Source organism: Nocardia sp. NPDC005745, from assembly GCF_040630775.1.
GTDB lineage: Bacteria > Actinomycetota > Actinomycetes > Mycobacteriales > Mycobacteriaceae > Nocardia.
On the sequence record NZ_JBEXYF010000023.1, the window covers coordinates 1 to 24,130 of the forward strand.

Here is a 24,130-nt window from a genome sequence, read left to right on the forward strand (position 1 = left end):
TTGGTGACGAAGACGCCGTTGCGCTCGCCCAGCTCGCCGGTCTCGTGGTCGAAGTGGAACTTCGGCACGAAGAACAGCGACAGGCCCTTGGTGCCAGGTCCGCCGCCCTCGGGGCGGGCCAGCACCAGGTGCATGATGTTTCCGAACAGGTCGTCGGAGTCGGCGGAGGTGATGAACCGCTTGACGCCCTCGATGTGCCAGGAGCCGTCCTCTTGCTCGATCGCCTTGGTCCGGCCCGCGCCGACGTCGGAACCGGCGTCGGGCTCGGTGAGCACCATCGTGGCGCCCCAGTTGTGTTCGGTCATGAACCGGGCCCAGCGCCGCTGCTGCTCGGTGCCGATGCCATAAGTGATGTGGGCCATCGTCGGTCCGGTCAGGTACATGTAAGCGGCGGGCTGCGCCCCGAGGACGAATTCGGTGATCGCCCAGCTGACCATCGAAGGGGCGGGCACGCCCCCGACGCCCTCGGCCTTGCCGACGCGCCACCATTCCGCGTCGTACCAGGCGCGCACCGCCTTCTTGAGCGACTCCGGCAGGCTGACCGAGTGGGTGGCCGGATCGAATACCGGCGGGTTGCGGTCGGTGTCGGCATACGGCTCGGCGACCGGTCCTTCGGCCAAGCGCGCGGCCTCCGCCAGCATCGACCGCACGGTGTCGCCATGCAGGTCGCCGAATGCTCCGGTCCGGAGGATGTCGTCGAGTCCGTACACCTCGAACAGATTGAACTCGAGGTCGCGCACGTTGCTCTTGTAATGGCTCACGGGCCAGTGCCTTTCGCGAAACGGCCGGTGTACCGGCAAGGGATTCGGCGGGCGCGCACAGCGGCGATCACCCACGGCACACTGTGCGGTACCGATGACCCGAAAGCAATCTCATGTTAATGACTACTAAGTAGATGGTCGTATGTCCGACAGTGTTCTATCCGCTGCTAGCGCGCAATTGGTGAAGCTAAGTTAATGACGACTAAGTGGCATAAATCACGGTGCGGAAACGCGGCCGGGGATTCCGGCCGTTTCGATCCGCTCTCCGATGGCGACGAGAACATCGACGAGATCGGCCCTGCGCCGGAAGCGCGGGTTGCGGACGGCATCGATGACGACGGTGGTGACGGCTCGGCTCAGCACCCGCGCGGCCGGAGCGGGCAGGTCCGGCCGCACGGCCTGCAGCATGCGGGCCCACTGGGCGATGCCGTCCAAGCGCACCCTCCGGTAGCGCTGCACCGCCTCTCCCGGAAGATGCCGGGTCTCGCTGACGGTGATCGCCAGCAGGTCGGGCTCGTCCACGCCCAGTTGCGCGAAGCTTCGCATGAGTGAGCGCATGGATTCCTCGGCGCTGCGGCCCTCGGCGATCGCCCGGGCGAGCAGCAGCCGAAGCCACTCGTCCTGGCGCCGGACGATTTGGTCCAGCAACTCCGCCTTGCTCGAAAAGTGGTGATACAAAGCGGGGCCGGTGACCCCGACGGCCGCGCCGATGTCTTCGATGCCCACCGCGGCATACCCGCGGGTGCTGAACAATCGCGCCGCCTCGGCAAGCATCCGCTCCGACCGCAGCGCTCGATCCAGCGCGGTGTTGCCGGTCTCGGCGCGTGGTGGCCGGTTCGGGGCGAGGCCGGCCGGGCGCTCGGGCATCTCGGTGGCGATCACCGCCGCGACGGCGGCGTCGAGCACCTGTGCGGCAACCGGGGCGGGTAGCTCGGCGCGGTGATAGGAGGGACTGACCGCGATCGAGAGCACGCACCAGCTCAGCAGTTCGATATCCGCGCCGCTGAGCTCCGGTCGGCGCATGCCGATGGTGTGCCGCAGATGGCGGGTGATCCGCGAGGCGCGGACCAGCACGGCGGTCTTGTCGGCGGCGGTCAGGTTGCGGAACTCCAATTGCCACAACCGCGGCAGGCCGCGCAGTTCCAGGGCCACCCGGACCAGTTCGGCGAGCACGGCGTCACCGGAATCGTCGGTGCGATACGCGGCGTCCAGCCGGCTCGAGGTGTCGTCGAGCCCGACCAGCAGGCACTGGCCCAAAAGCTGCTGCTTGTTGCGGAAGTGCCGATACAACGCCGTCGCCGAGATGCCGACCGCCGCGGCGATGTCGGCCATCGTGGTGCCGTAATAGCCGCCGTGCGTGAAGGCGTCGACCGCGGCGTGCAGGATCATCTCGCGCCGATGAGGTGGTCTCCGCCGTGGCTGTGCGCCGCTCGCCTGTGTGCCCATCGCGGTCAGTGTCGCGTATCGAAGGGTCCGCGGCGGTGCCGGGCCGCCTCCGGGCGCGATCCGTTCGCCGGTACGCCGCGGGAGATCCGGCGCGGCCACCCGCGTGTATGACGATTTCGTCATAGGCGACGTAGAGGTTCTACTGTCGAGTAGGCTTCCCGCAGCTATCACCAGCCCGTGGATCGTTATCGATCAGGTAAGCAGAGGGAGCCCGCCCGTGAGCGCTGACACCGCGGACGCCACAGCACTGTCGAGCATGGCGGCCCGCCTGCGCATCGCGTCGACCGTGATTCTGCGGCGCGCCCGGAGGGATCCCGATGAACGGCGGCTGTCGGCGACGCAGTGGGCGGTGCTGGGACGTCTGCACCGATACGGCGCCTTGGCCGCGGTCGACCTGGCGCGGCTGGAGATGCTGAGGCCGCAGACGATGCGCAATGTGGTCGACGGGCTGCGCGATCAGGGCCTGATCGTCGGTGTGCGCGATCCGGACGACGGGCGCCGGGTGAATCTGACCCTCACCGACGAGGGCCGGGCGTGGGTGTGCGGACACCAGGCGTCCGCCAACGACGCTCTGGCACAGGCGTTGTCCGAGAGCCTGCGGACCGGCGAGCTGCACAAGGTCGGCGAGATCCTGGATCTGCTCGAGCGCATCGCCTACGGTGATCGCGGCCCGGAGGCGTTGATCGGCGGCGGTCCCGGCCTCGACGACGAGTCGTCTCGCGCGGACTACCCCCTATGACCCGGCCGCCGGGCGCGCGGAGGCGGCCGGCGGACTGAGCGCTCGGATCCACAGGTCGACGATGACTCGGCCGCACTCGTCCGCGGTTCGGCCGGCCGGTGGATCGAGGACCGCGCCGTGGATCTGCGCCTCCACCGCCTGAACGAGCAACATGGCGGTCAACGCCGGGTCGGTACCGCCGACGTCGAGACGGCGCAGGTGGAATTCCACTTCGCCTGCGAGGGCCTCTTCGAGTTGCCAGAGGCGTGCGGCGCCTTCGGGTGTGCGCGGCGCCTGATCGAAGAGCAGCCGGTGCATCTCCGGTTGACCGGTGTGCAACCGGGTCACGGCGACGACCAGCTGTCGGATGGTTTCCTCCAGCGGTGGTTGCTCGGCCCGCAGTCGCGCGGCTGCCTCGAGCAAGGCCACCGACGCCTGGCGCAGGGTGGCGCTCGGCGAGCGCGTAGAGAAGTGCGTCCTTGTCGGGAATGTAGTGATAGAGGGTGCCGATCGAGACGCCGGCGAGTTCGGCGATCTTGTTGGTCGTCGTCGCGGCGTAGCCGTGCTGTTGGAAAAGTCGAGCAGCGGCGTCCAGGATCGCGTCGAAGGTGAACTCCGACCGCTGCTGGCGCGGGGTTTTCCGGGGTATCGACATGGTGTCCTGAAATCGAGTTGGCAAAACCGAGGATTGCTCGAATTATTAGCGCATGCACGCCTCCTACCTCGCATTTCTTCCCGCCGACCTACGTCGGGACGCCGATCTCCGACCGGAATCCGGTCTCTGGTCGTGGCGCGACCACCTGGTGCACATCGAGCGCATCCCCCGGCCGGAGGCGAAGGTGCGGATGATCGTGCTGCACGGCGCCGGTGGTCACGCCGCGGCGATGTGGCCGTTCGCGGCGCTCGCGGCGGCGCGGGGGTTCGACGTGCGGGTACCCGACCTGCCCGGCTACGGCCGGACCCGAGTCCCGTCGTCGCGCGGAATCCGTTATCAGGACTGGGTGGACTGCGTCGTGGATCTGGTCCGGGCGGTCCGGGCGGAGGACCCGCGGCCGCTGGTGCTGGCCGGAGCGAGCATGGGCGGCATGCTGGCGTACGCGGCGGCGGCGCGCACCGGCATGGTCGACGCGCTCGCGGCCACCTGTCTGCTCGACCCACGGCTGCCGCGGGTTCGCGCGGCGATCGCCCGGCACCGGTGGCTGGGCCGGCACGGGACACGGTTGCTGGTTCCCGTGGCCGACAACTTGCGAGTCCCGATGCGGTTGCTCGCGAACATGTCCGCGATAGCGAACGACCCCGAGCTGACCCGGATGGTCTCGACCGATCCCCGCGGCGGTGGCACCTGGATACCGCTGGGCTTCCTGCGGACATATCTGCGATCCGTTCCCGTTCTCGAACCGGAGGAATTCACCGCCTGCCCGGTGTGGCTGGTTCATCCCGGCGCCGATCGATGGACACCGCTTTCCCTGAGCCAGGCGTTCTTCGATCGGATCGCCGCACCCAAGCGCCTGGTCGTGCTGGACGCGGCGGGGCATTACCCCGTCGAGACGCCGGGCATCCACCAGTTGGCGGACGCGTTCGCCGAGATCCGCGACGAGCTCACCTGTGGCCCCTGATCGGCCGGTGGGTGAAGTCACGCCGCAGGCCGGGCAGGTGACCGCGACGAGCGGCTCACGCTGCCCTCCGTGCCCGCTGCGGCGGGGCGGGTAAGTAAGGTCTGAAGCGTCGTGGAACGGACGCCACGATGCAGCCGCCGAACAGTTTCGCGCGGACGCGCCGCCTGTCGAACGAAGAGAGCTGATTGATGCCGACCTCCACAGCGCGTGCACAGATCGGGGTCACCGGTCTGGCGGTCATGGGTAGCAACATCGCACGGAACTTCGCCAGGAACGGCTACACCGTCGCGCTGCACAACCGCACCGTCGCCAAGACCGACGCACTGCTGGAGGCGCACGGCGACGACGGCGACTTCGTGCGGACCGAGACGATCGAGGAGTTCGTCGCCGCGCTGGAGAAGCCGCGCCGGGTGCTGATCATGGTCAAGGCAGGCGCCCCGACCGACGCCGTCATCGAGGAACTGGCGGCCGCGATGGAGCCGGGCGACATCATCATCGATGGCGGAAACGCCCTCTACACCGACACCATTCGGCGGGAAGCCGCGATGCGCGAGCGCGGGCTGAACTTCGTCGGCGCCGGTATCTCCGGTGGCGAGGAGGGCGCGCTCAACGGCCCCGCGATCATGCCGGGCGGGCCCAAGGAGTCCTACGACTCGCTGGGGCCGCTGTTGGAATCCATCGCGGCGAAGGTCGACGGTACGCCCTGCTGCACCCATATCGGTCCCGACGGCTCAGGGCATTTCGTCAAGATGGTGCACAACGGCATCGAGTACGCCGACATGCAGCTGATCGGCGAGGCCTACCACCTGTTCCGCGACGCGCTCGGCTTCGACGCGAAGCAGATCGCCGATGTGTTCACCCAATGGAACTCGGGTGATCTGGAGAGCTATCTCGTCGAGATCACCGCCGAGGTCCTGAATCAGGTCGACGCGAAGACCGGCAAGCCGCTGGTCGACGTGATCGTCGACGCGGCGGAGCAGAAGGGCACCGGACGCTGGACGGTGAAGTCCGCGCTCGACCTCGGTGTGCCGGTGACCGGGATCGCCGAAGCGGTATTCGCCCGGGCACTGTCGGGCTCCCGTGCGCAGCGCAAGGCCGCGCAGGGTCTCGCCTCCGGCCGGTTGTCCGAAAAGCCCACCGACGTCGAGCAATTCACCGAGGACATCCGGCAGGCGCTCTACGCCTCGAAGGTGGTCGCCTACGCCCAGGGCTTCGACCAGATCGCCGCGGGCAGTGCGGAATACGACTGGGGTCTGCGCCCCGGCGACCTCGCGACGATCTGGCGCGGCGGCTGCATCATCCGCGCCCGTTTCCTGAACCGGATCAAGGAAGCCTACGACGAGAACCCGGCGCTGCCGAGCTTGATCCTCGCGCCGTACTTCCGCGCGGCGATCGAGACCGCCATCGACAGCTGGCGCCGCGTCGTGGCCACCGCCACCCTGCTCGGCATTCCGGTGCCCGCGTTCGCGTCGTCGCTGTCCTACTACGACGCCCTGCGTGCCGAGCGCCTCCCGGCCGCGCTCACGCAGGGACAGCGGGACTTCTTCGGCGCGCACACCTACGAACGTGTCGACGCCGAAGGCAAATTCCACACGCTCTGGAGCGAGGACCGCAGCGAGGTTCGGGCCGACTAGCCGGTCGGCGTCGCATGCCGGGGCCGGTGTCGATCCGGTGTCCCGGCAGCTCGTTCCCACGCCGTCCGGCGCAGCAGGCGTAATCCGTTGAGCCCGACGATGACGGTGGAGCCCTCGTGCCCGGCGACGCCGAGCGGGAGCGGCAGGGTTGCGGCGAGGTCCCAGACGACCAGCACGCCGATGAAGGTGGCGGCGATGGCCAGGTTGGCGACCACCACCCGCCGCGCCTGCCGGGACAACGCGATCACCGCCGGGATCGTCGTCAGATCGTCGCGCACGACGACGGCGTCCGCGGTCTGCAAGGTCAGATCGGATCCGGCCCCGCCCATGGCGATGCCGACCGCGGCCGCGGCGAGGGCCGGGGCATCGTTGATGCCGTCGCCGACCACCGTCACCTTCCGCCCGTCGGCTTGGAGCCGGCGCACCGCGGTCACCTTGTCGTCGGGCAGGAGTTCGGCTCGTACGTCGGTGATGCCGACCCGGGCGGCGAGCCGGTCGGCGGTGGCGGCGTTGTCGCCGGTCAGCAATACCGGTGCGGTGCCGGTGATCTCGGTGGTCGCCCGGACCGCCGCCGCCGCTTCCGGCCGCGGCCGGTCGGTCAGGGCGAATACCCCGATCGCCCGGCGCTCGCAGGTCACGACCACGGCGGTGCAGCCGCTCGCCTGGAGCGCTTCGACGGTCGTTCGCAGGCCGGGGGCGAGTTCCGACGCGGTGGGGGAGCCGACGCCGATGAGGTGGTCGCCGACACGAGCGGTGACGCCGCGACCGGGGTTCGCGGTGAACGCGGTGACCTCGGGCAGTCGCAGACCCCGGGCACGAGCCGCGCGCACGATCGCCGCCGCCAAGGGGTGCTCGCTCGGGTGCTCGGCCGCGGCGGCCAGTCGGAGCAACTCGTCGTCGGTGAATCGTTCGTCCAGGCAGCGGATTTCGGCTAGCTCGGGAATGCCGCGGGTCAGCGTGCCGGTCTTGTCGAAGGCGACGTGCGTGGTGGCGCCGAGCCTTTCCATGACCACCGCGGATTTGACCAGGACGCCATGGCGCCCGGCGTTGGCGATGGCCGCCAGCAGGGGCGGCATGGTGGCCAGCACCACCGCGCAGGGGGAGGCGACGATCATGAACGTCATCGCCCGCAGCAGCGCCCGCCGCAGGGTGTCGCCGAACAGCAGCGGAATGACGAACACGGCGAGGGTGACCAGAACCATGCCGATCGAGTAGCGCTGCTCCACCTTCTCGATGAAAAGCTGTGCGCGCGCCTTGGTTCGGGCCGCTTGCTCGACCAAGGCCGCGATCCGCGCCACCACGGAGTCCTCCGCGCGGCGATCCACCCGGATCCGCAGCACTCCGGTGCCGTTGAGAGTGCCGGCGAACACCTCGTCGCCCGCGGCTTTGTTTACCGGCAGCGGTTCGCCGGTGATGGTGGCCTGATCGACCTCGCTGCCGCCGGAGAGCACCGTCGCGTCGGCGGCGATCCGCTCACCGGGACGCACCACGAGAAGATCACCGACGCGCAGGTCGGCGGCGTGCACTGTCTGCTCCTCTCCGCCATCGGCGAGCCGGGTCGCGGTCTGCGGTGTGAGGTCGAGTAGTCCGCGCACCGAGTCCTCGGTCCGGGCGGTGGCCAGCGCTTCCAGGGCGCCCGAGGTGGCGAAGATGACGATCAGCAACGCGCCGTCGGTGATCTGGCCGATGGCCGCCGCGCCGATCGCCGCGGCGACCATGAGCAAATCGACGTCGAGCGTCTTGTCGCGTAATGCCCGCAGCCCGGCCCATCCCGGTTCCCATCCGCCCGCGGCGTAACAGGCCAGGTACAAACCCCACCACACCCCTCGCGGTCCATCGGCCAGCTGCGTCGCCAGACCGGCGAGGAAGAACGCGACAGCCACTGCGGCCCACCGCACTTCCGGCAGGGCGAACAGGCGGGTCCGGTGCGTGGGCACACGACCGGTCGGCGAAGTCGGACGGGTCGGCGCGAGGGTCGGCGCGGCCACGGGTCACCTCCAGGACGGCAACGAACAGACCGCCCGACCATATCGGAAAATATGAACATGTCTTCATTTGTTCCTAGAGTATGCTGTTCACTCATGGGACACGGTGTCGAAGGCAGGGATCGCCCTGCCGCGCGCCTGGATCCGGAATCGGCCAACCATGTGGCGACCACATTGCAGGCGCTGGCCACCCCGAGCCGCCTGATGATCCTCACGCAGCTGCGCCAGGGGCCACTGTCGGTGAGCGCGCTGGCCGACGCAATCGGCATGGAACAGTCCGCCGTTTCCCACCAGCTTCGCCTGCTGCGCAATCTGGGGCTGGTCACGGGTGCGCGCACCGGCCGCAGCATTGTCTACAGCCTCTACGACAACCACGTCGCCCAGCTGCTGGACGAGGCGATCTACCACAGCGAACATCTGCGCCTCGGATTGTCCGACCGCCCCGAAACCGCCGGCTGACCGCTCTGCCCCGATCCGCTTGCTTGACCTGGAGCGCACTCCAGCATCTAGTGTGCGCTCGTACACGGTTGACCAGCAGAAGGGACGCTTCATGGAGCTCGGTTTTCACGTACCCGTCTTCGATATCGACGGTGGTACGACCGCTATCGCCGGTGAGCTGGCGCGGGTCGGCGCGGCCGCGGAGGCATCCGGGGCGACCTGGTTGTCGTTCATGGACCACTACTTCCAGATCGAGCCGACGGGCCTGCCCGCGGAGGCGAACATGCTGGAGGGCTACACCACCCTCGGCTATCTGGCCGCGCACACGTCGCGCGTCGACCTCGGCCTCCTCGTCACCGGCGTGACCTATCGCCACCCCGGGCTGCTCGCCAAGATCGTCACCACGCTCGACGTCCTGTCGGGTGGCCGGGCGGTCCTCGGCATCGGCGCCGCCTGGTTCGAGCGCGAACACCGTGGACTCGGCGTGGCGTTTCCCTCGACCGCCGAACGCTTCGAGCGGCTGGAAGAGACGTTGCGCATCTGCCGCCAGATGTGGGACCCGCAGGACAATGGGGCGTTCGACGGGAAGTACTACCAGCTGGCCGAGACGCTGTGCTCGCCGCAGCCCATCAACCGGCCGAAGGTGCTCATCGGCGGCGGGGGTGAGCGCAAGACGCTGCGCTTGGTCGCGCAATACGGTGACGCCTGCAACCTGTTCGGCTCCTCGCCCGCGGACGTCGAGCACAAACTCGATGTGCTGCGACGGCATTGCGACGACGTCGGCCGCGACTATGACGAGATCCGCAAGACGATCATCGCCAACAATCCGCGGCCGAACCCGGAGAACCGCGACGATTTCGTCCGGCAGATGGCCGACTACGCGAAACTCGGCATCGAGACCGCCATCGTCACTCCGACCACCGGCTCGCCGGCGGCTTGGATCGACGGCATGGCGCCCGCCGTGGCGCAACTGGCTGAACTCGGCTGAGGCGCGGCGGCGGAACGCCAAGGCGCTGCGAATGAGGTGTCGCGGTGGGGGATCGCGGACCCGGGGATGAACGTGTCACGGTCGGCGGCCTGGAAGGTCGCCGACCGTGGGCTACAGTTTGTAGCCGATCTGGCGCAACAGCTGCCTACGGGCTGCCTGGTCGTCGGCATTCTCCACGCCGAGCGGCGCCGAGCCATCGATCACGCCGACGATTCCTCTGCCGAGTTCCGTCTCGGCGATCAGAACCTCGACGGGATTGGCTGTGGCGCAGAAGATTCCGCAGACCTCAGGGACCTGCCGCACGGCATTGAGCACGTTGACGGGATAACCCTCGCGCAGAAAGACGATGAACGAGTGCCCGGCCCCGATGTCGACCGCGTTCTTGGTGGCGAGTTCGACGAGCGAGTCGTCGTTGCCGGAGCGGCGGACCAGGCGCGGGCCGGAGGCCTCGCAGAACGCAAGCCCGAAGCGCAGGTGCTGACTTACCCCGACCAGCGCTTCGTGCAGGTCTTCCACGGTTTTGATGAAGTGGGACTGTCCGATGATGACGTTGAGTTCGTCCGGTTTGTCGATGCGTACGGCTGTCAACTCCACAGCGACATACTGCGCCCCACCGATGTCGATTCATAGCATTTCGACATTTCTGTCGTACGCGTCGCGGATAGCCCGCGGTAACTCCCGAGCCGGTCGCAGGAGCTAGCCGTCGGCGGTGCGGGCAGGGAGGTCCACCACCAACGCGGTGGCGTTGTCCCTTCCTCCGGCCAAGAGGGCGGCATCGACCAGGGAGTTCGCGATCGTGTGGGCCGCGTCGCCGTCCGCGAGAATGGCCTTGACGGCGGCGATGCCGAGTGGCTTGTGCACTCCGTCGGTGCTCAGCAGCAGTCTGCCCGTGCTCGATCCGGTGGCGGCATATCCGATCTCGTCCGGTCGGACGGTGCGGGCCGAGGTGGTGACCAGATGGCTCATCCGCGGGGTGACCGCCAGCCCGCGGGCTCGGTAGGACTCGGCCACGGTGTGGTCGGTGGTGATCTGGTGCAGCACCCGCCCGTTCCAGCGATACGCCCGGCAGTCGCCGACCCATGCCACCTCGCAGGGTCCGTCGGGTCGCCCGGCGGTCGGCAATACCGCCACCACGAGCACGCTGTCGGCGGAGGGTTCCGGGACTTCCCGCAGCAATTCTTCTTGCGCCGCGAGGATTCCCGCTCGCGCCCCGTCCCGTGCGCCCGCATGTGCCGCCGCCGCGGCAACCGTGCGTGCCGCCCGGGCGCCGAGGAGATGGTCTCCCACACCGTCGGCGACCACGAACGCTGTCGCTCCGCTCATCGCATCGGTCTCGATCGCGACCGCGTCGGCGTTGATCGACCGTGACGCACGCCGACTGGCCGAGGCGCCCATCGCCGCGCCCAGCCAGGGCATCTCGATCCGCGGCAGGCTTGCAGTAGTGCCGGTGTACATGAACTGGTCTCCTCCTGGCTGGGCTCGAGTGCTGCCGACCAGCACCCTTCTAGGAGACCGCACCCGTATTTGGGCTTGTCGAGAGTTCGTTGTGGGGACACTGAGAATTCGCTCTCGATCCGGTCACGGCCGGCGTCCGAGTCCGGCAAGCATCGGTGTGCTTTGCGTCTCGTATTCCACCGATGCCGACCGTGGGTGGATCCAGCGGCGCATTATCGATCATTGTTTCCGTGCCGAACTCTCCATTTCGCAACATTGCTTCCGTATTCCGGCAATCAATCGGCTTACTGTCGGCTGCTCGGTGTATTCACCTTCTCGTCAGTGCGGTAGGGACCTACGCAGCGTGTAACGAACCGAGGCCGATTCCTTTCGTCCGTTTCGGCAGGCCGAGAGCGAACAGTGCGCCCGATACCGCGACGGCCGCAAACTCGGAGCCGTCGACTCGCTACGGCCCAGCGTGGCTTCCGGGACAGGACATGTCCGCCACCGCCCGGCGCTGAGGCAGCGCTCGCCTCGCCTGTCGCGGTCGCGTGCGCACGGATCGTGTCCGGGCAGCGGACCGCTCCTGCTCGGCGAGGAGAGATGGGCGGCGCGGTGGTCGGGTGTCGGCTCGGCGGTCCTGGCATGCGCCGGGGCGGCGCGCGCTCCGCACGGTGAGCCCGGCTCGTCGGCAATGTTCGGTGTGCCGAATCGGCGGTGTCCAGCACCGTAGACACGGGCGCCGAAATTTCCGGTGTCGGCATCGGCCACGTCTTTCCGTCGCTCGCGGCGACAGACATCTTGACTAGGCAAAACGCATTCGGTGCGCGAGATTTCGGTAGATCGTGGACTTGTCGGTGACGTAGACAACAGACGAAACTCCGTTGAATTCCCCGCCCTACCGGCGGGTACGTGATCGAATGCTCTGCAACTGACGTCTCGAACCCGCCGTGTTGCGCCGTGGGTCCATAAATCCAGGAGGTTGTGGCTGTGGTCGACGCAAGCGTGCCCACGCTGCGTCCGTCCGAGCTGGAAAGATTGGCCCAGCTCGACGAACACAACGAACTTTCTGCCGAACGGATGCGATCGACCTCGCAGCGGCTGGGTGTGCCGGAGGAGGACCTGCGGCGGTGGCTGGCGGACCGCCGCGCCGCCAGCGCGCCCACCAGGCGCATCGATGTCCCCGAGACCGCGTCCCCGCGCGTCGATGTTCCCGACGCACCGACTACGCGGATCGATCCCCCCGAGGCAGCGACCACGCAGATCGATGCCGTCGAGGCAGCGGCCACGCAGACCGATGTCCCTGGGGAAGCGGCCACGCAGACCGATGCCCCAGAAGCGGCGACGACGCGCATCGGTGTCCCCGACCCGCCCACCACGCGCATCGATGGCTTCGAGCCGCCGACCCGGCAGGTGGGGTATGGGCAGGTCAGCCACCGGCCGTCGCGCATCATCACGCTGTCGGAAGCGGCCGGAGGCGGACTGCTGCCGCAGATCTCCGACGGCGATGTCACCACCTTCCTGGCCGATGCCTACCGAAGCCTGCCGCCGCAGGAGTTCGCGCGCATCGACGCCGTCTACACCGATGGGATCCAGACGACCTGTCGGTGGCTCGCCGAACACACCGGCAGGCAGTGCCGTCACGACCTGAACCAGAACGGCGTCGGGAGCTGGCTGGGTCCCCGCGGGGCCGGTCTGGCCGAATACATGCTCTCGGTGCTGCAACCTCGACTCAGCTCGCCGAATCGCTTCCAGCCGGGTCCCGGCGCCGGTGTGGTGGACGAGTGGAACGACATCCTCAGCCTGTACCGGTTCCTCGGCAGCCTGGTGGCCGACAGTCCCAGTCGCGGGCACACCATCACGCGCCTGCGAGGCGCCCAGGCCGCGTTCCTGCTGCACGGTTTGCGGCTGGATCTGCCGCCGGATCTGGCCTACTCGGTCGGGCCCGGGCTGACCACGGTCCCGATCGACCAGGATGTCATCGCCCGTGTCCGCGCCCGAACCGCCGATCCGGTGGACGCAGCGGCGCTCGTCACCGCACTCTTCACCGGCGCCACCGCGATGGAACTCAACGCCATTCCCTGTGTCGCGCTGACCGCCGACGCGCTGATCTTCAACGGCCCGATCGGCTACACCCACGCACCGGACCTGTACGTGTGGGTGATACCGCCGCCTGCGCGCACCTTGCTCTACGACGCCCGCGTCTACCAGGAATCGCGACCCACCCCGAACAGCAAACTGTTCACCGGGGCCATCGGCGGAGCGGGCTTCCGCCTTCGCAGGCTCGCCGCGGCATGCGAGGTGAGCCTTCCGGACCTGTACCACTGGCACCACAGCTGGATCCGCCAAGCCGGACTCCTCCGGATGTCCGAACAACCGGCGCCGGTCCGCAATACCGATCTGCTGTTCGGCCTGAAACTCGCGCCCCGGCCGCGCCGCCGCCGCGCACGCTGAGGAGGGTGGCGCGAGCAGGTCACCCGGCGTCGAGGAGATGCCGGGGTGCGGCCTGCCGCCACGAGTCGAGCACGATGGCTTCCAGTTCGGCCAGGTCGTCGAGGGCGGTCAGACGCGCGCGGACCCAGGCGTTGTTCGCTTCGTGCGCGGCGATCCAGAATTTGCCCGGTTCGGCGACGACGAGTTCGTCACGGTCGGCGATGGGGCAGCGGACCGCCATCGAGGTCTCCGCCTCCGGAAGGGTGAGAAACAACTTGCCCGCGACCCGGAAGGTCGGCATCCCCCAGGCGAACTGTTCGGCTGTCTCCGGTAGCGACAGCGCGAAGGACCGGACATCGTCCCCGGTGAAACTCATGCACCGAATCCTTCCAGGCCGGAATGGAACTCCCCGTGCGTGGTCCGCCCCCCGACGAGATCGCCGGTGCGGGGCCGGTCGGATCAATAGGGCGTGGTGCCAACGCGACGGCCGATGTGGTGCCGGGTTTTCCCGCTGCCGGGCTGGGTATGCGGCGGTGTGGGGGTGAAGGTCCGCGGTCGGAGGAGCGGGCATGGACTGGTTCACCGCATCCGAATACTGGTTGAGCAGGCAGATGCTGACGCGCGGCGTCGCGGCCGTCTATCTGATCGCCTTCCTGGTCGCCGCACGGCAGTTCCGGGCGCTGATCGGTGAGCACGGCATGCTTCCGGTGCCGCGCTTGCTGGCCCGGCGGTCCTTCCGGCGGGCGCCGAGCATCTTCCACGTCCACTATTCCGATCGTTTCTTCGCCGCCGTCTCCTGGTTCGGTGCGGCGCTGTCCGCGGCGCTGGTCGCCGGTGCGGCCGACCTGGTGCCGCTGTGGGCGGCGATGCTGCTGTGGGCGACGTTGTGGGTGCTCTACCTGTCGATCGTCAACGTGGGGCAGGAATGGTATGCGTTCGGCTGGGAGTCACTGCTGCTGGAATGCGGGTTCCTGGTGATCTTCCTCGGCAACGACCGCACCGCGCCGCCGGTGCCGGTGCTCCTGCTCGCCCGCTGGCTGCTGTTCCGGGTGGAGTTCGGCGCCGGACTGATCAAACTGCGCGGTGACCGGTGCTGGCGCGATCTGACCTGCCTGTACTACCACCACGAGACCCAGCCGATGCCCGGACCGCTGAGCTGGTTCTTCCACCACCTGCCCAAGCCGCTGCACCGGGCCGAGGTGGTGGGCAATCACGTGGCGCAGCTCGTGGTGCCCTTCGGCCTGTTCGCACCACAGCCGGTGGCGAGCGTAGCCGCGGCCGTCATCGTGATCACCCAGTTGTGGTTGGTGGTGTCGGGCAATTTCGCCTGGCTGAACTGGCTGACGATCGTCCTCGCATGCGGCGCCGTCAGCGGGTCCGCGGTGGCGGCAGTGCTACCGGTGCCCGCCGCGCCGCCCTTGCCCGGGCCTCCGCCGTGGTTCGTGGGCCTGGTCATCGCGTTCACCGCGCTGGTGGTCTTCCTGAGCTACCGCCCGGCGCGCAACCTGATCTCCAGTCACCAGGCCATGAACCGATCGTTCGACCCCTATCACTTGGTCAACACCTACGGAGCGTTCGGCAGCATCGGTCGCACCCGCTACGAGGTGGTCGTCGAAGGCACCGAGGAGTCGACCGTCACCGATCGGACGCAGTGGAAGGAATACGAGTTCAGGGGCAAACCCGGCGATCCGCGGCGGCTGCCACGCCAATGGGCCCCTTACCATCTGCGCCTGGATTGGCTCATGTGGTTCGCCGCGACCTCGCCACGGTACGCGCAGTCGTGGCTGGCCGCCTTCCTGGCGCGGCTGCTGGAGAACGACCCGGCCACGCTGCGCCTGCTGCGGCACAATCCATTCCCGGATGCCGCGCCGCGTTTCGTGCGGGCGCAACTGTATCTGTATCGCTTCACAACACCGCGCGAATTGGCTCGCACCCGAGCGTGGTGGCACCGCACCCTGGTCAGCCGCTACGTTCCGCCTCTTGCCTTGGACGACCTGCACTACCACAGCCACCCCGGCCGTCACTGAACTCGAGAACCTGTGGCCGGCAACGGCTTGCGCCGGAGGTCGGAGGATCGGGTGGTATTCGCCACAGTGCGTCGGCGACGATCGGTGGCGAAAGCGGGTATGCGCCTGAATGACGCAATCGACCGAAGGAGGATGTCATGTCCATTTCGGCCTCGCGCTCGCAGTATCGCGCCGCCCGACGCAGCGACGGCGGTTATCCCGGCTCCGAGGGCCCCATCGAATGGACCGTCGCGGCATGGGTTCTGGTATTGACAGTGCTGAGTATCGCGCTGGCGCTGCTCTGAGAACACCGCCCTTGGCCGACGAAGGCCTGGCGAGAAACGACAACGGTTCGAACGCCGTTGCGCCAGAGCCGGAACGAGAGCATTCCACTCACGTGTACGGGAGCTGAGCAGCACCAGGTGCTCGACGTTCCTCGCATCCCTTGCCCCTACCGCGAAGACCCTGCGGAGCAACGGTGCCGAGTGGAACGAGGAGAAGGAGTTCGTCTGTTGGAGGAAGTACTACGGCCGCTCATCGTCGTGTTCGGCACGGTGGCGATCACTGCGACGGCCGGGCTGCTGATCGACCGATTATTGCGTTACATCGCCGGGAAGCGTCCGGACACCCAACTCCCCACACTGTTGCGCCGGGTGCAACTGCCCGTGCAGGTGTTGCTCGGCGCGCTGGCGTTGCACGCCACCTATCCGCTGGCGCACCTCGATCTGCGCCAGGACACGATGATCCGGACCGTCCTGGCCTCCGCGGCGATCATGGCGGCGGCCTGGGTGGTCATCCGTGCCGCCGACGCGGTCGCGGAGAACATGCTGCGTTCTTATGCCCGGCGTACCCAGGACATCACGCGGGTACGGCAATTGCGCACCCAGCTCGGCTTGGTGCGCCGGATCGTCACCTCGGTCCTGGTGGTCACGACTGCCGCCGTGGCGATCCTGCTGCTGGTGCCGAGTCTGCGGACCCTGGGCACCTCGCTGCTGGCCTCGGCGGGGGTGATCGGCATCATCGCCGGGGTCGCGGCGCAGTCGACCTTGAGCAACCTGATCGCCGGTCTGCAGATCGCCTTCGGCGACTCGGTCAAGATCGGCGACACCGTCGTCGTGGAGGGGGAGTGGGGCATCGTCGAGGAGATCACCCTCGCGTTCCTCACCGTGCGGATCTGGGACGACCGGAGGCTGACCATGCCGGTCTCCTACTTCAACAACAAGCCGTACGAGAACTGGTCGCGTGGCGGCCCGCAGATCACCGGCACCGTCTACTTGTATCTCGATCACAGCACACCGGTGCCGCTGCTGCGTGAGCATCTGCAGGAGTATCTGCGCACGCGCGCGGACTGGGACGGTCGCGACTGGGGTTTGCAGGTCACCGACAGCACGCCGACGAATATCGTGGTGCGCGCGACGATGTCGGCGGCCAATGCCGACGACGTGTGGAACCTGCGCTGCGCGGTGCGCGAGGAAATGCTCGACTGGCTCCGCCGCAACCATCCCCACGCGCTGCCGAAGATCTCCACCGCCATCACCGACTCCTCCACCGACGACCGCCATCTGGCGCCGGCCGGTGACCGCGGCGACGGTTTCGGTGACTGACCCGGACGGCTACCATCGAGTCTTCGTGTGACTCGCCGGACGAGGTGCGAGTTCGCAAGTGGGGGAGGGCCGACCATGGGCGATGCGCCCGCAGATCTGTTCGCAGGCACCGCTCGGCACTACGCGCGCTACCGGCCGGACTATCCGCAGCGGTTCTTCGACGACCTCGTGCCGCGGCTGCGTCTGGACGGCACCGGACGCCTTCTCGATCTGGGCTGCGGCACGGGTCAACTCACCGTCCCGTTCGCACGGCACGTGGCCGAAGCGGTCGGCGTCGATCCCGAGCCCACGATGCTGGCCGAAGCCGCCCGCCACGCCCGGGCGGCGGGCGTTGCCAACGTGACGTGGACGCAAGGCAGTTCGGCCGACCTGCCGGGGGAGTTCGGCCGGTTCCGGCTGGTGACCATGGGCCGCTCGTTCCACTGGATGGACCGCGCGCGAGTTCTGGCGGCTCTCTCCGGCATGGTCGACGACGACGGCGCGATCGTGATCGCCAACGACAGCTGCCTCGTGCGCCCCGCTACGCAGTGGCAGCAAGCCATCGAGGACGTGCAACGTCGCTTCCTGCCGCCTGAACAGCGGTCCGGTCGGTCGACCGCCGCCGAGGGCCACGAGTCGCACGAAGAGATCTTGGCTCGATCGTCCTTCTCCCGCGTACACCGGCTGGTGCACGAGTTCGCCCGGTCATGGACGATCGAGCAGGCGATCGGTTACCTCTACTCGACCTCGTTGCCGTTGCGGCGGCTTCTCGGTGACCGGCGGTCCGCCTTCGAACAAGCGATCACCGAGACGCTCCTCGCGATCGACTCGGACGGATGTTTCGCAGAGCCGGTGACCCTGGAAGTGCTGACCGCTACCAAGCGCTAGCGGTCTCCGGTGGTCCGGGCCGCACCGGTAAGGCTGAAGCGATGGGCTCGGGCCGCGTGCCGCTGGATCAGTGTGTCGGCAGGGTATGGAGGGTCACCCCGCTCAGTCGGCCGGACTGTATCCGCGCCGTGAGATAGGTGTGCTCCGGTTGGCGGCGCCGATCCGTCGGCGAACCGGGATTGAGCAAGCGCAACCCGGTGTCGGTGACGCTGTCCCAGGGAATGTGGCTGTGCCCGAAGACGAGCACATCGGTGTCCGGGAAATTCCGGGCGCAGCGTTCCTCCCGGCCTTTCGCGGGTCCGGTCTCGTGCACCACCGCCAGCCTGAGGCCCCCGACTTCGGCATGCGCTATCTCGGGCAGCCGTGCGCGCAAGTCCGGCCCGTCGTTGTTGCCGTAGACGCCGATGAGACGTGCGCTGCGCGCTTCGAGCCGGTCCAGCAGCGCCACCTCCACCCAGTCGCCCGCGTGCACGATCACATCGGCCGCCTCGACCTCGCGCCAGAGCGGCTCCGGCAGATCACGCGCGCGCTTGGGCACGTGCGTATCGGACATGATGAGCAACCGCATGGTGACCGGTGTACCACGCCGGGATGTGGGCCGGCCGACTCGCGGATGAGCGGTTTCGGCGGCGCCGGATTATCCCGGTCGACTCGGAAGCCGCGTGGTGCATTTGTCGGGTGAGATCTATCACATCTACTCGGCGGTCTCGACGAGATTGGACCACCGAGCGTGGGTATGTCCGGGCGTGACGGTGACGCAGCGCGGCGCACCGGTGCGACAGTTTCCATCGCGTTGTCCGGGAGGGCTTGTGTCTTCGATGCTTTCATTTCTCATGCTGATGCTGATGCTGCCGGGGATGGCGACCGTCGCCGCGTATGCGACGGTGGCGGTCAGCGTGTGGCTCGAGGAGCGTCGCGACGCCGCCGACTCCGCGGTGCGTCTCGAAGCGCGCCAGCCGTAAGCGCAGAGCGCTCAGCCGCGGAGCCGGTGCCACCAGCGCGTCTTCTCCCGGCGTCGGGGCGCGGCGTTCCAGTCGATGCCCGCGGCAGCCGCGAAGGCCGCCGCATCGGCGGAGGTCGTCGTCTTCGGGTGCGTGCGAGCCCACGCGGTGAAGCGTGCGGTGAAGTCGCCCTCACACGCGTGCGCCAGCAGCGGGAAACGACGCGCCACCTCACCGGCGCGCTTGTAGAGCAAGGCGTCCGCCGCCGCGCCGACGGCGTCCACATCGAATCCCGCGGGTACCGCCGTCCCCGCCACCAGTGCCCGCACCAGCGCCGCTTGCCGCTCGGCGAGAGCCGGGTGCTCCGGCAAGGAAGTCACGCCGGTTCCGCTCTGGCACCGGCTGTGATCGGCGACCGGGCGGCGGCTGCGGCGATGGCGTCCAGTTCGTCGAGCAACTCGGCGGCCGGTGGATAGTTGCCGTCGCGCTCCAACATCATCGGCGCCGGATGCCGGGCGGTGAATTCCGCGACCAGCGCGAGAACTTCGGCGGGCAGCGGATCGTTGTGCGTGTCGTGGTAGCGGCCGCCGGATTCGTGACCGCCCGCGACGTGGCAGTACGCCACGTGTTCGGCGGGCAGGCGCAGGAGTTCGGTGAGGGGGTCGCGACCCCGGTTGCGGGCGTTCGCGTAGACATTGGCGAGATCCAGCAGCAGCAACACGCCGGTACGGTCGACGAGTTCGGCCAGGAATTCCGCTTCGGAGTACTCGTCGTCGGGCCAGTCGAACAGTGTGGCGATGTTCTCCAGGGCGAGGGGGACCTCCAGCGCCGCCCGGGTGCGGGCGATATTGCCGGTGAGTGCGTCGAGCGCTTCCCTGGTACGCGGTACCGGCAGGAGATGGCCTGCTTCCAGTCCGCCCGCCCGGACGAACGCGACGTGCTCGCTCACCAGCGGAGCCGCGACGGCCGCCGCGCAGGCCGCCAAGTGCTCGATGCGATGGCCTGCCACGGGTTCGGCGCCGCCGAGCGACAGCGAAATGCCGTGCGGCACCACGGCGACGCCTCGCGCGCGCAGAGCGGCCAGCTCCTCGGGCACGGCCGGCTGCCCGGCGCGGTGGCGGTCCCGGGGCAATGATTCGGCGACGACCTCGCAGAACCCGAGCCCGGTCAGGGTGGCTATGACCCCGCAGATCTCCGGCCGCCAGCCGATACCGAGCGCCCCCGGCGGCAGCGGTCCGGGCTCATCCACCGCAACTGCCGCAGCCCCCGCCACACCCACTTCCGCAGCCGCCCCCGTCTCCGCCGCCGCTGTCGCCGCCCCCGTCGCCGCCGCCCGACGCACTCGGCGGCACGACTGCCTGGGCAAGGCCGGGATCCAGCGCGATGAGCGCGCCGATACCGAAAACCGCGGCCGCGAGCGCCGCGCTCTCGGCGCCATAGGTCGCGTAGGACGGTGAATAACTCGGCCCCAGATGCCGGTGGCGCTCGGCCGCGGCGTCCCTGGCACGGACACCGAGCGCGGTCAGCCGGGGCTTTCGAACCACCAGCCAGTAACCGAATGCCTGCGCGATCACCAGCACCACCAGCACGCCGACCGGATTTCCGTGTGAAGCGCCCGCGATGATCCGCACCACGCCGAGCGCGCCGGTGACCAGGATCGGCATCCCCGCGTCGCGCAGCCCGTGACGTACGGCGGGCCCGGGGAAGTACCCGAGGTCCACCATCCTGGCGCGCAGCGCGTCGAGGGCGGCGGGTGATCCGCCCACTATCGCCCGCACGTTCTTGCGCTCACCCGTCGCCAGCCGGTCGTACACCGACACGGTGAACGGATCCAGCTGCGCCCGCTCCTGCGCCGTGAGGGCGCGAACCGTCGCCGCCCCCGAATCGATAGCGTCGAGAGCGCGCAGCCGCGCCATCGCCGCCAGTGCGGCATTCTGATCGCCGAACAGCAGCCCCACCTCGGGTGAGGTCAACTCCGCGCCCGGCACGGTGACCGCGTCGGCGTCCGGATCCGCGCCCGTGACCCGAGACCGCAGCCAGATCCCGGCGATCACCGCGACCAGCACCACCGGCAAGTAGATGGCCAGGAACTGCGGCCCGGAGATCCCCCAGGTATCACCGGCCGCGACGAGCCCGTCCGAGTCCACCCCGTTTACATTCATCTTCCACCTCGGAATCGGTCCAACCTGCACTCAGTATCGGGCTGCGGGTGTCCGCGCGCCATGGCGAATCGCCGTGGCACGCATAATGTCGCCGAGTATTGCCTCGGCGCTCACGTGGATGATGCGCCGGGGAAGCGGGCCGCATCAGGCTCACCTCCTTCGGCCGAGGCCGAGTTGCTCGGAGACCATCAGGGCGACTTCGGTCTCCAGCCGGTTCACCGTCAAGGGGTGGCCGAGTACTTCTTCGGCCCTGCGTATCCGGTAGTGCACGGTGTTCTTGTGCACGTGCATGCGCGCGGCGGCGTCGGTGAGGCTGCCGCGGGCTTCCAGATAGGTCTGCACCGTCTCCCGAAGACGCGCTGTGGTCTCGTCGTCGCCCATGAGGTCACCGAGCACCCGGTGCACCCACGCTCGGGTATCGGGCAGCCGGTCGATCAGCAGACTCGCCAGCGCCACTCGGGAATGCAAGGTCAGCGGGCGAGCGGGATCGGCGATCAACGCGAGGTTGCGCGCACGCTGGGCATCGCGGAAAGTCTGCCGGAAGCCGGTCAGTCCGGCGCCGGAGTCGCCGATCGCGACGCGAAGACCCGGCCTCCGGCGCAGGTCTCGCTCCAGCCGTTCGGCGTCGAGCGACGGTTTGCCGACGGAGGATATCCAGGCCCAGCAGTTCTGCTCGTCGACCAGGACCGTGAGCGGATGCTTCCCGGTAGCGGCGGTGAGCATCTCGGCTCCCGCGCGCAGCAGGTCGATCGATGACCCGACGGGTTCGCGCACCCAGACGATGGCGGCCATATGCCATCCCCGCAACGACGCGGCGAGCATCTGCTCGGCGGAGGCCAAGTCGAGGTCCTCGGTGTCGAGCACGGCGCGGATCTGCGCCGCGCGTGTGTTGTCCGTGCGGGCGTCCCAGCGCCGGCGTTCGCTCTCGTAGATGTCGATGACACCTTCGATGACGTGGTCGATATAACTGTTGACCAGCATGCCGATCCGGCTGGTTGTCTCCAGGGCAAGATCGGCCGAGGCCTCGGAGCGCCGGAGTGCGGCGATGGTCCGCTGCATGAACATGTGTTCGCCGAGGCGGTACGCCCGCAGCAGGGCCTCCAGGGACATCCCGTGCTGGGCGAAGCGCCGGGCGTACTCGGCGGCGGCGGGCGGCACGGTGATGTCGTCGCGGGAGATGCTCAGCGTGAGCATGTCGAGGATCGCGGTGAGGTTGGACGCGGTGCTGGCGATCATCAGGCGCCGCACCTCGTCGTCGTGGCGGAACTCCGGGATCACCTCGCTGAACATCGCGGTCATCTCGGCGGTCAGGCGGTCGATCTCGGCTTTGACGCGTCCGGCGACATCGCGGATGGTTCTGTCCACGTCAACGCTCATGCCGGGACCGTACCCGAACCCGTGCGGCGGCTCCGGCGCATTCCGCATCCTTTTGTGCCGTCGGTACAAAGCCGCACGAAAACACTGGGATGCGGGCCCGTAGCCGGGTTCTGGCACCACACCTACCTTGGAAATGTAATTCCAGTCACATCCGATCATCTGAGGAAATCGTGCAGCACGTCGTAGAAATTCCGGAGGTCCGGGCGACATGGAATCCGTCCGGTCCCTGCATCGCGGACGACCGCGAACAACTCGACAATCAGACTTTCGCGAAACGGGTATGCGCGGCAGCCGCTGTGTTGTCCGCGAACGGAGTAGGCGAAGGCGATGTGGTCGCCCTCGTCTTGCCGAATCGACTCGAATTCGTCGTCATTCTGTTCGCGGCGTGGCGGCTCGGCGCCGCGGTCACCCCGGTGAAGCCGGATTCCGCTTTCGAGGAGGCGCGCTATCAGATCGAGGACTGCCGGGCGAAGGTGGTCGTCACCGAAGGCGGGCGCGGAGCGGGAACGCTCGATATGACCGAAGTGGCGGGCGCGGGCGGCGAGGTCGCCGTGACCGAACCTGCGCCCGTCGACCCCGGCGCTCCCGCGCTGATCATCTACACCAGCGGCACCACCGGGCAGCCGAAGGGGGTGGTTCTCGACCACGCCAACATCGCCGCGATGTGCGAGATGCTCGTCGAGGCACTGGCGTTGGACGACACCGACCACAGCCTGCTCACCTTGCCACTGTTCCACGTCAACGGAATCGTGGTCGGCATCCTGTCGCCATTGCTCGCGGGCGGGCGCGCCACGATCGCGGGCCGCTTCTCCGCCTCGGCGTTCTTCGGCATCGTGGAACGCGTTCGGCCCACCTACTTCTCGGCCGTACCCGCCATCTACGCGATGCTGGTCGCGCAGCAGGCGAGTTCGACACCGGACACCTCGTCGTTGCGCCGCGTGATCTGCGGGGCCGCGCCCATGCCCGCGGAACTGATCGCGCGATTCGAAACCCGTTTCGGTGTACCGATCGTCGAAGGCTACGGACTGTCGGAAGGCACCTGTGCCTCGACGCTGAATCCGCCGGGCGGGCCGCGCAAACCGGGAACGGTGGGGCTGCCGCTGCCGGGGCAGACCGTCGCGATCATGGACGCCGAAGGAGCGATCGTGGCCGCCGGGACGAGCGGGGAAGTGGTGATCCGGGGCGCCAACGTGATGCGCGGCTATCTCGGCAGGCCGGAGGCGACCGCCCGGACGGTGGTCGACGGCTGGCTGCACACCGGGGATGTCGGCTACTTCGACGAGGACGGATACCTGGTCCTGGTCGACCGGATCAAGGACATGATCATCCGAGGCGGCGAGAACATCTACCCCAAAGAGATCGAAAACGTACTGCACACCCACCCCGCGGTCTTGGAGGCCGCCGTGGTCGGCGCTCCCGATCCGGTACTCGGCGAAGTCCCGGTCGCCCATGTGGTGACGATGCCCGGTGAGCGGGCCGGTGCCGAAGATCTTCTCGAGCACTGCCGCATGTCCCTCGCCCGGGCGAAGGTACCGGTGTCGATCGAACTCACCGAGGAACTACCACGGAATCCGGTCGGAAAAATCGACAAACGCAAACTCCGCGCGCAAGTCGCCGGCACGATCGCCACCCCGTAGACATTCTCCGCTCGGTGCCGAGCGGAAATCCATGATCCGAAACGAAATCGTCCGGGTCCTCGTATGCGCTCGAATCATCGGAT

The 24,130-nt window shown here is 68.3% G+C and carries 24 protein-coding genes and 1 pseudogene; 12 read left to right on the plus strand and 13 right to left on the minus strand.

Translation table 11 applies throughout. The features are described from left to right. Together ABZ420_RS23405 and ABZ420_RS23410 are read right to left on the minus strand one after the other, a co-directional pair. Nucleotides 1-761: acyl-CoA dehydrogenase family protein (locus ABZ420_RS23405; protein ID WP_357126337.1), on the minus strand; the 761-nt coding region annotated here is incomplete at its 3' end. Nucleotides 762-977: 216 nt separating this feature from the next. Beyond that, nucleotides 978-2,207, minus strand: coding sequence for a TetR/AcrR family transcriptional regulator (locus ABZ420_RS23410; RefSeq protein ID WP_357126340.1), 1,230 nt, complete (start codon nt 2,205-2,207; stop codon nt 978-980). A gap of 217 nt (nt 2,208-2,424) precedes the next feature. On the opposite strand from ABZ420_RS23410, the gene ABZ420_RS23415 reads away from it, so the two are divergent. Then, on the plus strand, nt 2,425-2,946 hold the full coding sequence (locus ABZ420_RS23415) for a MarR family transcriptional regulator (RefSeq protein WP_357126343.1): 522 nt from the start codon (nt 2,425-2,427) through the stop codon (nt 2,944-2,946). Here ABZ420_RS23415 and ABZ420_RS23420 read toward each other — a convergent pair. Next, nucleotides 2,941-3,354: a hypothetical protein gene (locus ABZ420_RS23420; protein WP_357126346.1), complete on the minus strand. Its 414-nt coding sequence runs from the start codon at nt 3,352-3,354 to the stop codon at nt 2,941-2,943. The two genes, ABZ420_RS23415 and ABZ420_RS23420, sit on opposite strands and share 6 nt — an antisense overlap. A 43-nt stretch (nt 3,355-3,397) precedes the next feature. Next, nucleotides 3,398-3,580: pseudogene (locus ABZ420_RS23425) on the minus strand (helix-turn-helix domain-containing protein); the annotation flags it as partial. Between the two features lie 52 nt (nt 3,581-3,632). Between ABZ420_RS23425 and ABZ420_RS23430 the strand changes: the two are divergent. Both ABZ420_RS23430 and gndA read left to right on the plus strand, forming a co-directional pair. After that, a complete protein-coding gene (locus tag ABZ420_RS23430; RefSeq protein ID WP_357126349.1) occupies nt 3,633-4,541 on the plus strand; it encodes an alpha/beta hydrolase in 909 nt (302 codons plus the stop codon). A 188-nt stretch (nt 4,542-4,729) separates the two neighbouring features. Then, nucleotides 4,730-6,175: an NADP-dependent phosphogluconate dehydrogenase gene (gene gndA, locus ABZ420_RS23435; protein ID WP_357126352.1), complete on the plus strand. Its 1,446-nt coding sequence runs from the start codon at nt 4,730-4,732 to the stop codon at nt 6,173-6,175. Here the strand turns inward: gndA and ABZ420_RS23440 are convergent. Next, nucleotides 6,172-8,163, minus strand: a complete 1,992-nt coding sequence (locus tag ABZ420_RS23440) for a heavy metal translocating P-type ATPase (protein ID WP_357126355.1) — start codon at nt 8,161-8,163, stop codon at nt 6,172-6,174. The genes gndA and ABZ420_RS23440 overlap by 4 nt on opposite strands. A gap of 93 nt (nt 8,164-8,256) precedes the next feature. On the opposite strand from ABZ420_RS23440, the gene ABZ420_RS23445 reads away from it, so the two are divergent. Both ABZ420_RS23445 and ABZ420_RS23450 read left to right on the plus strand, forming a co-directional pair. Continuing rightward, the gene (locus tag ABZ420_RS23445; protein WP_040866835.1) at nt 8,257-8,619 is read left to right on the plus strand and encodes a metalloregulator ArsR/SmtB family transcription factor; all 363 of its coding nucleotides are present in this window, start codon (nt 8,257-8,259) and stop codon (nt 8,617-8,619) included. A gap of 91 nt (nt 8,620-8,710) precedes the next feature. After that, entirely contained in the window at nt 8,711-9,586 is an 876-nt protein-coding gene (locus tag ABZ420_RS23450) for an LLM class F420-dependent oxidoreductase (protein ID WP_357126359.1), read from the plus strand. Between the two features lie 111 nt (nt 9,587-9,697). Here the strand turns inward: ABZ420_RS23450 and ABZ420_RS23455 are convergent, their stop codons facing one another. Both ABZ420_RS23455 and ABZ420_RS23460 read right to left on the minus strand, forming a co-directional pair. Then, nucleotides 9,698-10,180: an adenosine-specific kinase gene (locus tag ABZ420_RS23455; protein WP_357126362.1), complete on the minus strand. Its 483-nt coding sequence runs from the start codon at nt 10,178-10,180 to the stop codon at nt 9,698-9,700. A gap of 102 nt (nt 10,181-10,282) precedes the next feature. Continuing rightward, nucleotides 10,283-11,041 carry a serine/threonine protein phosphatase gene (locus ABZ420_RS23460; protein ID WP_357126365.1) on the minus strand — a complete coding sequence of 253 codons (759 nt, stop codon included), beginning with the start codon at nt 11,039-11,041 and terminating at the stop codon, nt 10,283-10,285. Between the two features lie 969 nt (nt 11,042-12,010). Here ABZ420_RS23460 and ABZ420_RS23465 point away from each other — a divergent pair. Then, nucleotides 12,011-13,474: a hypothetical protein gene (locus ABZ420_RS23465; protein WP_357126368.1), complete on the plus strand. Its 1,464-nt coding sequence runs from the start codon at nt 12,011-12,013 to the stop codon at nt 13,472-13,474. A 19-nt stretch (nt 13,475-13,493) separates the two neighbouring features. Here the strand turns inward: ABZ420_RS23465 and ABZ420_RS23470 are convergent, their stop codons facing one another. Next, nucleotides 13,494-13,829: an MmcQ/YjbR family DNA-binding protein gene (locus ABZ420_RS23470; RefSeq protein ID WP_357126371.1), complete on the minus strand. Its 336-nt coding sequence runs from the start codon at nt 13,827-13,829 to the stop codon at nt 13,494-13,496. Between the two features lie 193 nt (nt 13,830-14,022). Here ABZ420_RS23470 and ABZ420_RS23475 point away from each other — a divergent pair, with 193 nt between their 5' ends. The 4 genes from ABZ420_RS23475 (at nt 14,023) to ABZ420_RS23490 (ending at nt 17,930) form a co-directional block, all read left to right on the plus strand. Then, a complete protein-coding gene (locus tag ABZ420_RS23475; protein ID WP_357126374.1) occupies nt 14,023-15,480 on the plus strand; it encodes a lipase maturation factor family protein in 1,458 nt (485 codons plus the stop codon). Nucleotides 15,481-15,617: 137 nt separating this feature from the next. Next, a complete protein-coding gene (locus ABZ420_RS23480; protein ID WP_157113891.1) occupies nt 15,618-15,764 on the plus strand; it encodes a hypothetical protein in 147 nt (48 codons plus the stop codon). Between the two features lie 207 nt (nt 15,765-15,971). Continuing rightward, nucleotides 15,972-17,063 (plus strand): mechanosensitive ion channel domain-containing protein, encoded by a 1,092-nt coding sequence (locus tag ABZ420_RS23485; RefSeq protein ID WP_357126379.1) that lies wholly within the window; start codon nt 15,972-15,974, stop codon nt 17,061-17,063. Between the two features lie 75 nt (nt 17,064-17,138). Further along, the gene (locus ABZ420_RS23490) at nt 17,139-17,930 is read left to right on the plus strand and encodes a class I SAM-dependent methyltransferase (RefSeq protein ID WP_357126382.1); all 792 of its coding nucleotides are present in this window, start codon (nt 17,139-17,141) and stop codon (nt 17,928-17,930) included. A gap of 67 nt (nt 17,931-17,997) precedes the next feature. Here the strand turns inward: ABZ420_RS23490 and ABZ420_RS23495 are convergent, their stop codons facing one another. Continuing rightward, nucleotides 17,998-18,498: a metallophosphoesterase gene (locus tag ABZ420_RS23495; protein ID WP_357126385.1), complete on the minus strand. Its 501-nt coding sequence runs from the start codon at nt 18,496-18,498 to the stop codon at nt 17,998-18,000. Between the two features lie 265 nt (nt 18,499-18,763). Here ABZ420_RS23495 and ABZ420_RS23500 point away from each other — a divergent pair, with 265 nt between their 5' ends. Beyond that, nucleotides 18,764-18,892 carry a hypothetical protein gene (locus ABZ420_RS23500; protein WP_357126388.1) on the plus strand — a complete coding sequence of 43 codons (129 nt, stop codon included), beginning with the start codon at nt 18,764-18,766 and terminating at the stop codon, nt 18,890-18,892. 11 nt (nt 18,893-18,903) lie between these two features. Here the strand turns inward: ABZ420_RS23500 and ABZ420_RS23505 are convergent, their stop codons facing one another. The 4 genes from ABZ420_RS23505 to ABZ420_RS23520 all read right to left on the minus strand — a co-directional run bounded on the left by ABZ420_RS23505 (nt 18,904) and on the right by ABZ420_RS23520 (nt 22,410). After that, nucleotides 18,904-19,251, minus strand: a complete 348-nt coding sequence (locus tag ABZ420_RS23505; RefSeq protein WP_357126391.1) for a hypothetical protein — start codon at nt 19,249-19,251, stop codon at nt 18,904-18,906. Next, entirely contained in the window at nt 19,248-20,120 is an 873-nt protein-coding gene (locus ABZ420_RS23510; protein ID WP_357126394.1) for a DUF692 domain-containing protein, read from the minus strand. The genes ABZ420_RS23505 and ABZ420_RS23510 overlap by 4 nt, the downstream gene beginning before the upstream one ends. Beyond that, nucleotides 20,113-21,033 (minus strand): TIGR04222 domain-containing membrane protein, encoded by a 921-nt coding sequence (locus ABZ420_RS23515; RefSeq protein WP_357126397.1) that lies wholly within the window; start codon nt 21,031-21,033, stop codon nt 20,113-20,115. The genes ABZ420_RS23510 and ABZ420_RS23515 overlap by 8 nt, the downstream gene beginning before the upstream one ends. A 150-nt stretch (nt 21,034-21,183) precedes the next feature. Beyond that, nucleotides 21,184-22,410 carry a helix-turn-helix domain-containing protein gene (locus ABZ420_RS23520; protein ID WP_357126400.1) on the minus strand — a complete coding sequence of 409 codons (1,227 nt, stop codon included), beginning with the start codon at nt 22,408-22,410 and terminating at the stop codon, nt 21,184-21,186. 170 nt (nt 22,411-22,580) lie between these two features. Between ABZ420_RS23520 and ABZ420_RS23525 the strand changes: the two genes are divergently transcribed. Beyond that, entirely contained in the window at nt 22,581-24,047 is a 1,467-nt protein-coding gene (locus tag ABZ420_RS23525; protein WP_357126403.1) for an AMP-binding protein, read from the plus strand. The last annotated feature ends 83 nt before the right edge of the window (nt 24,048-24,130 follow it).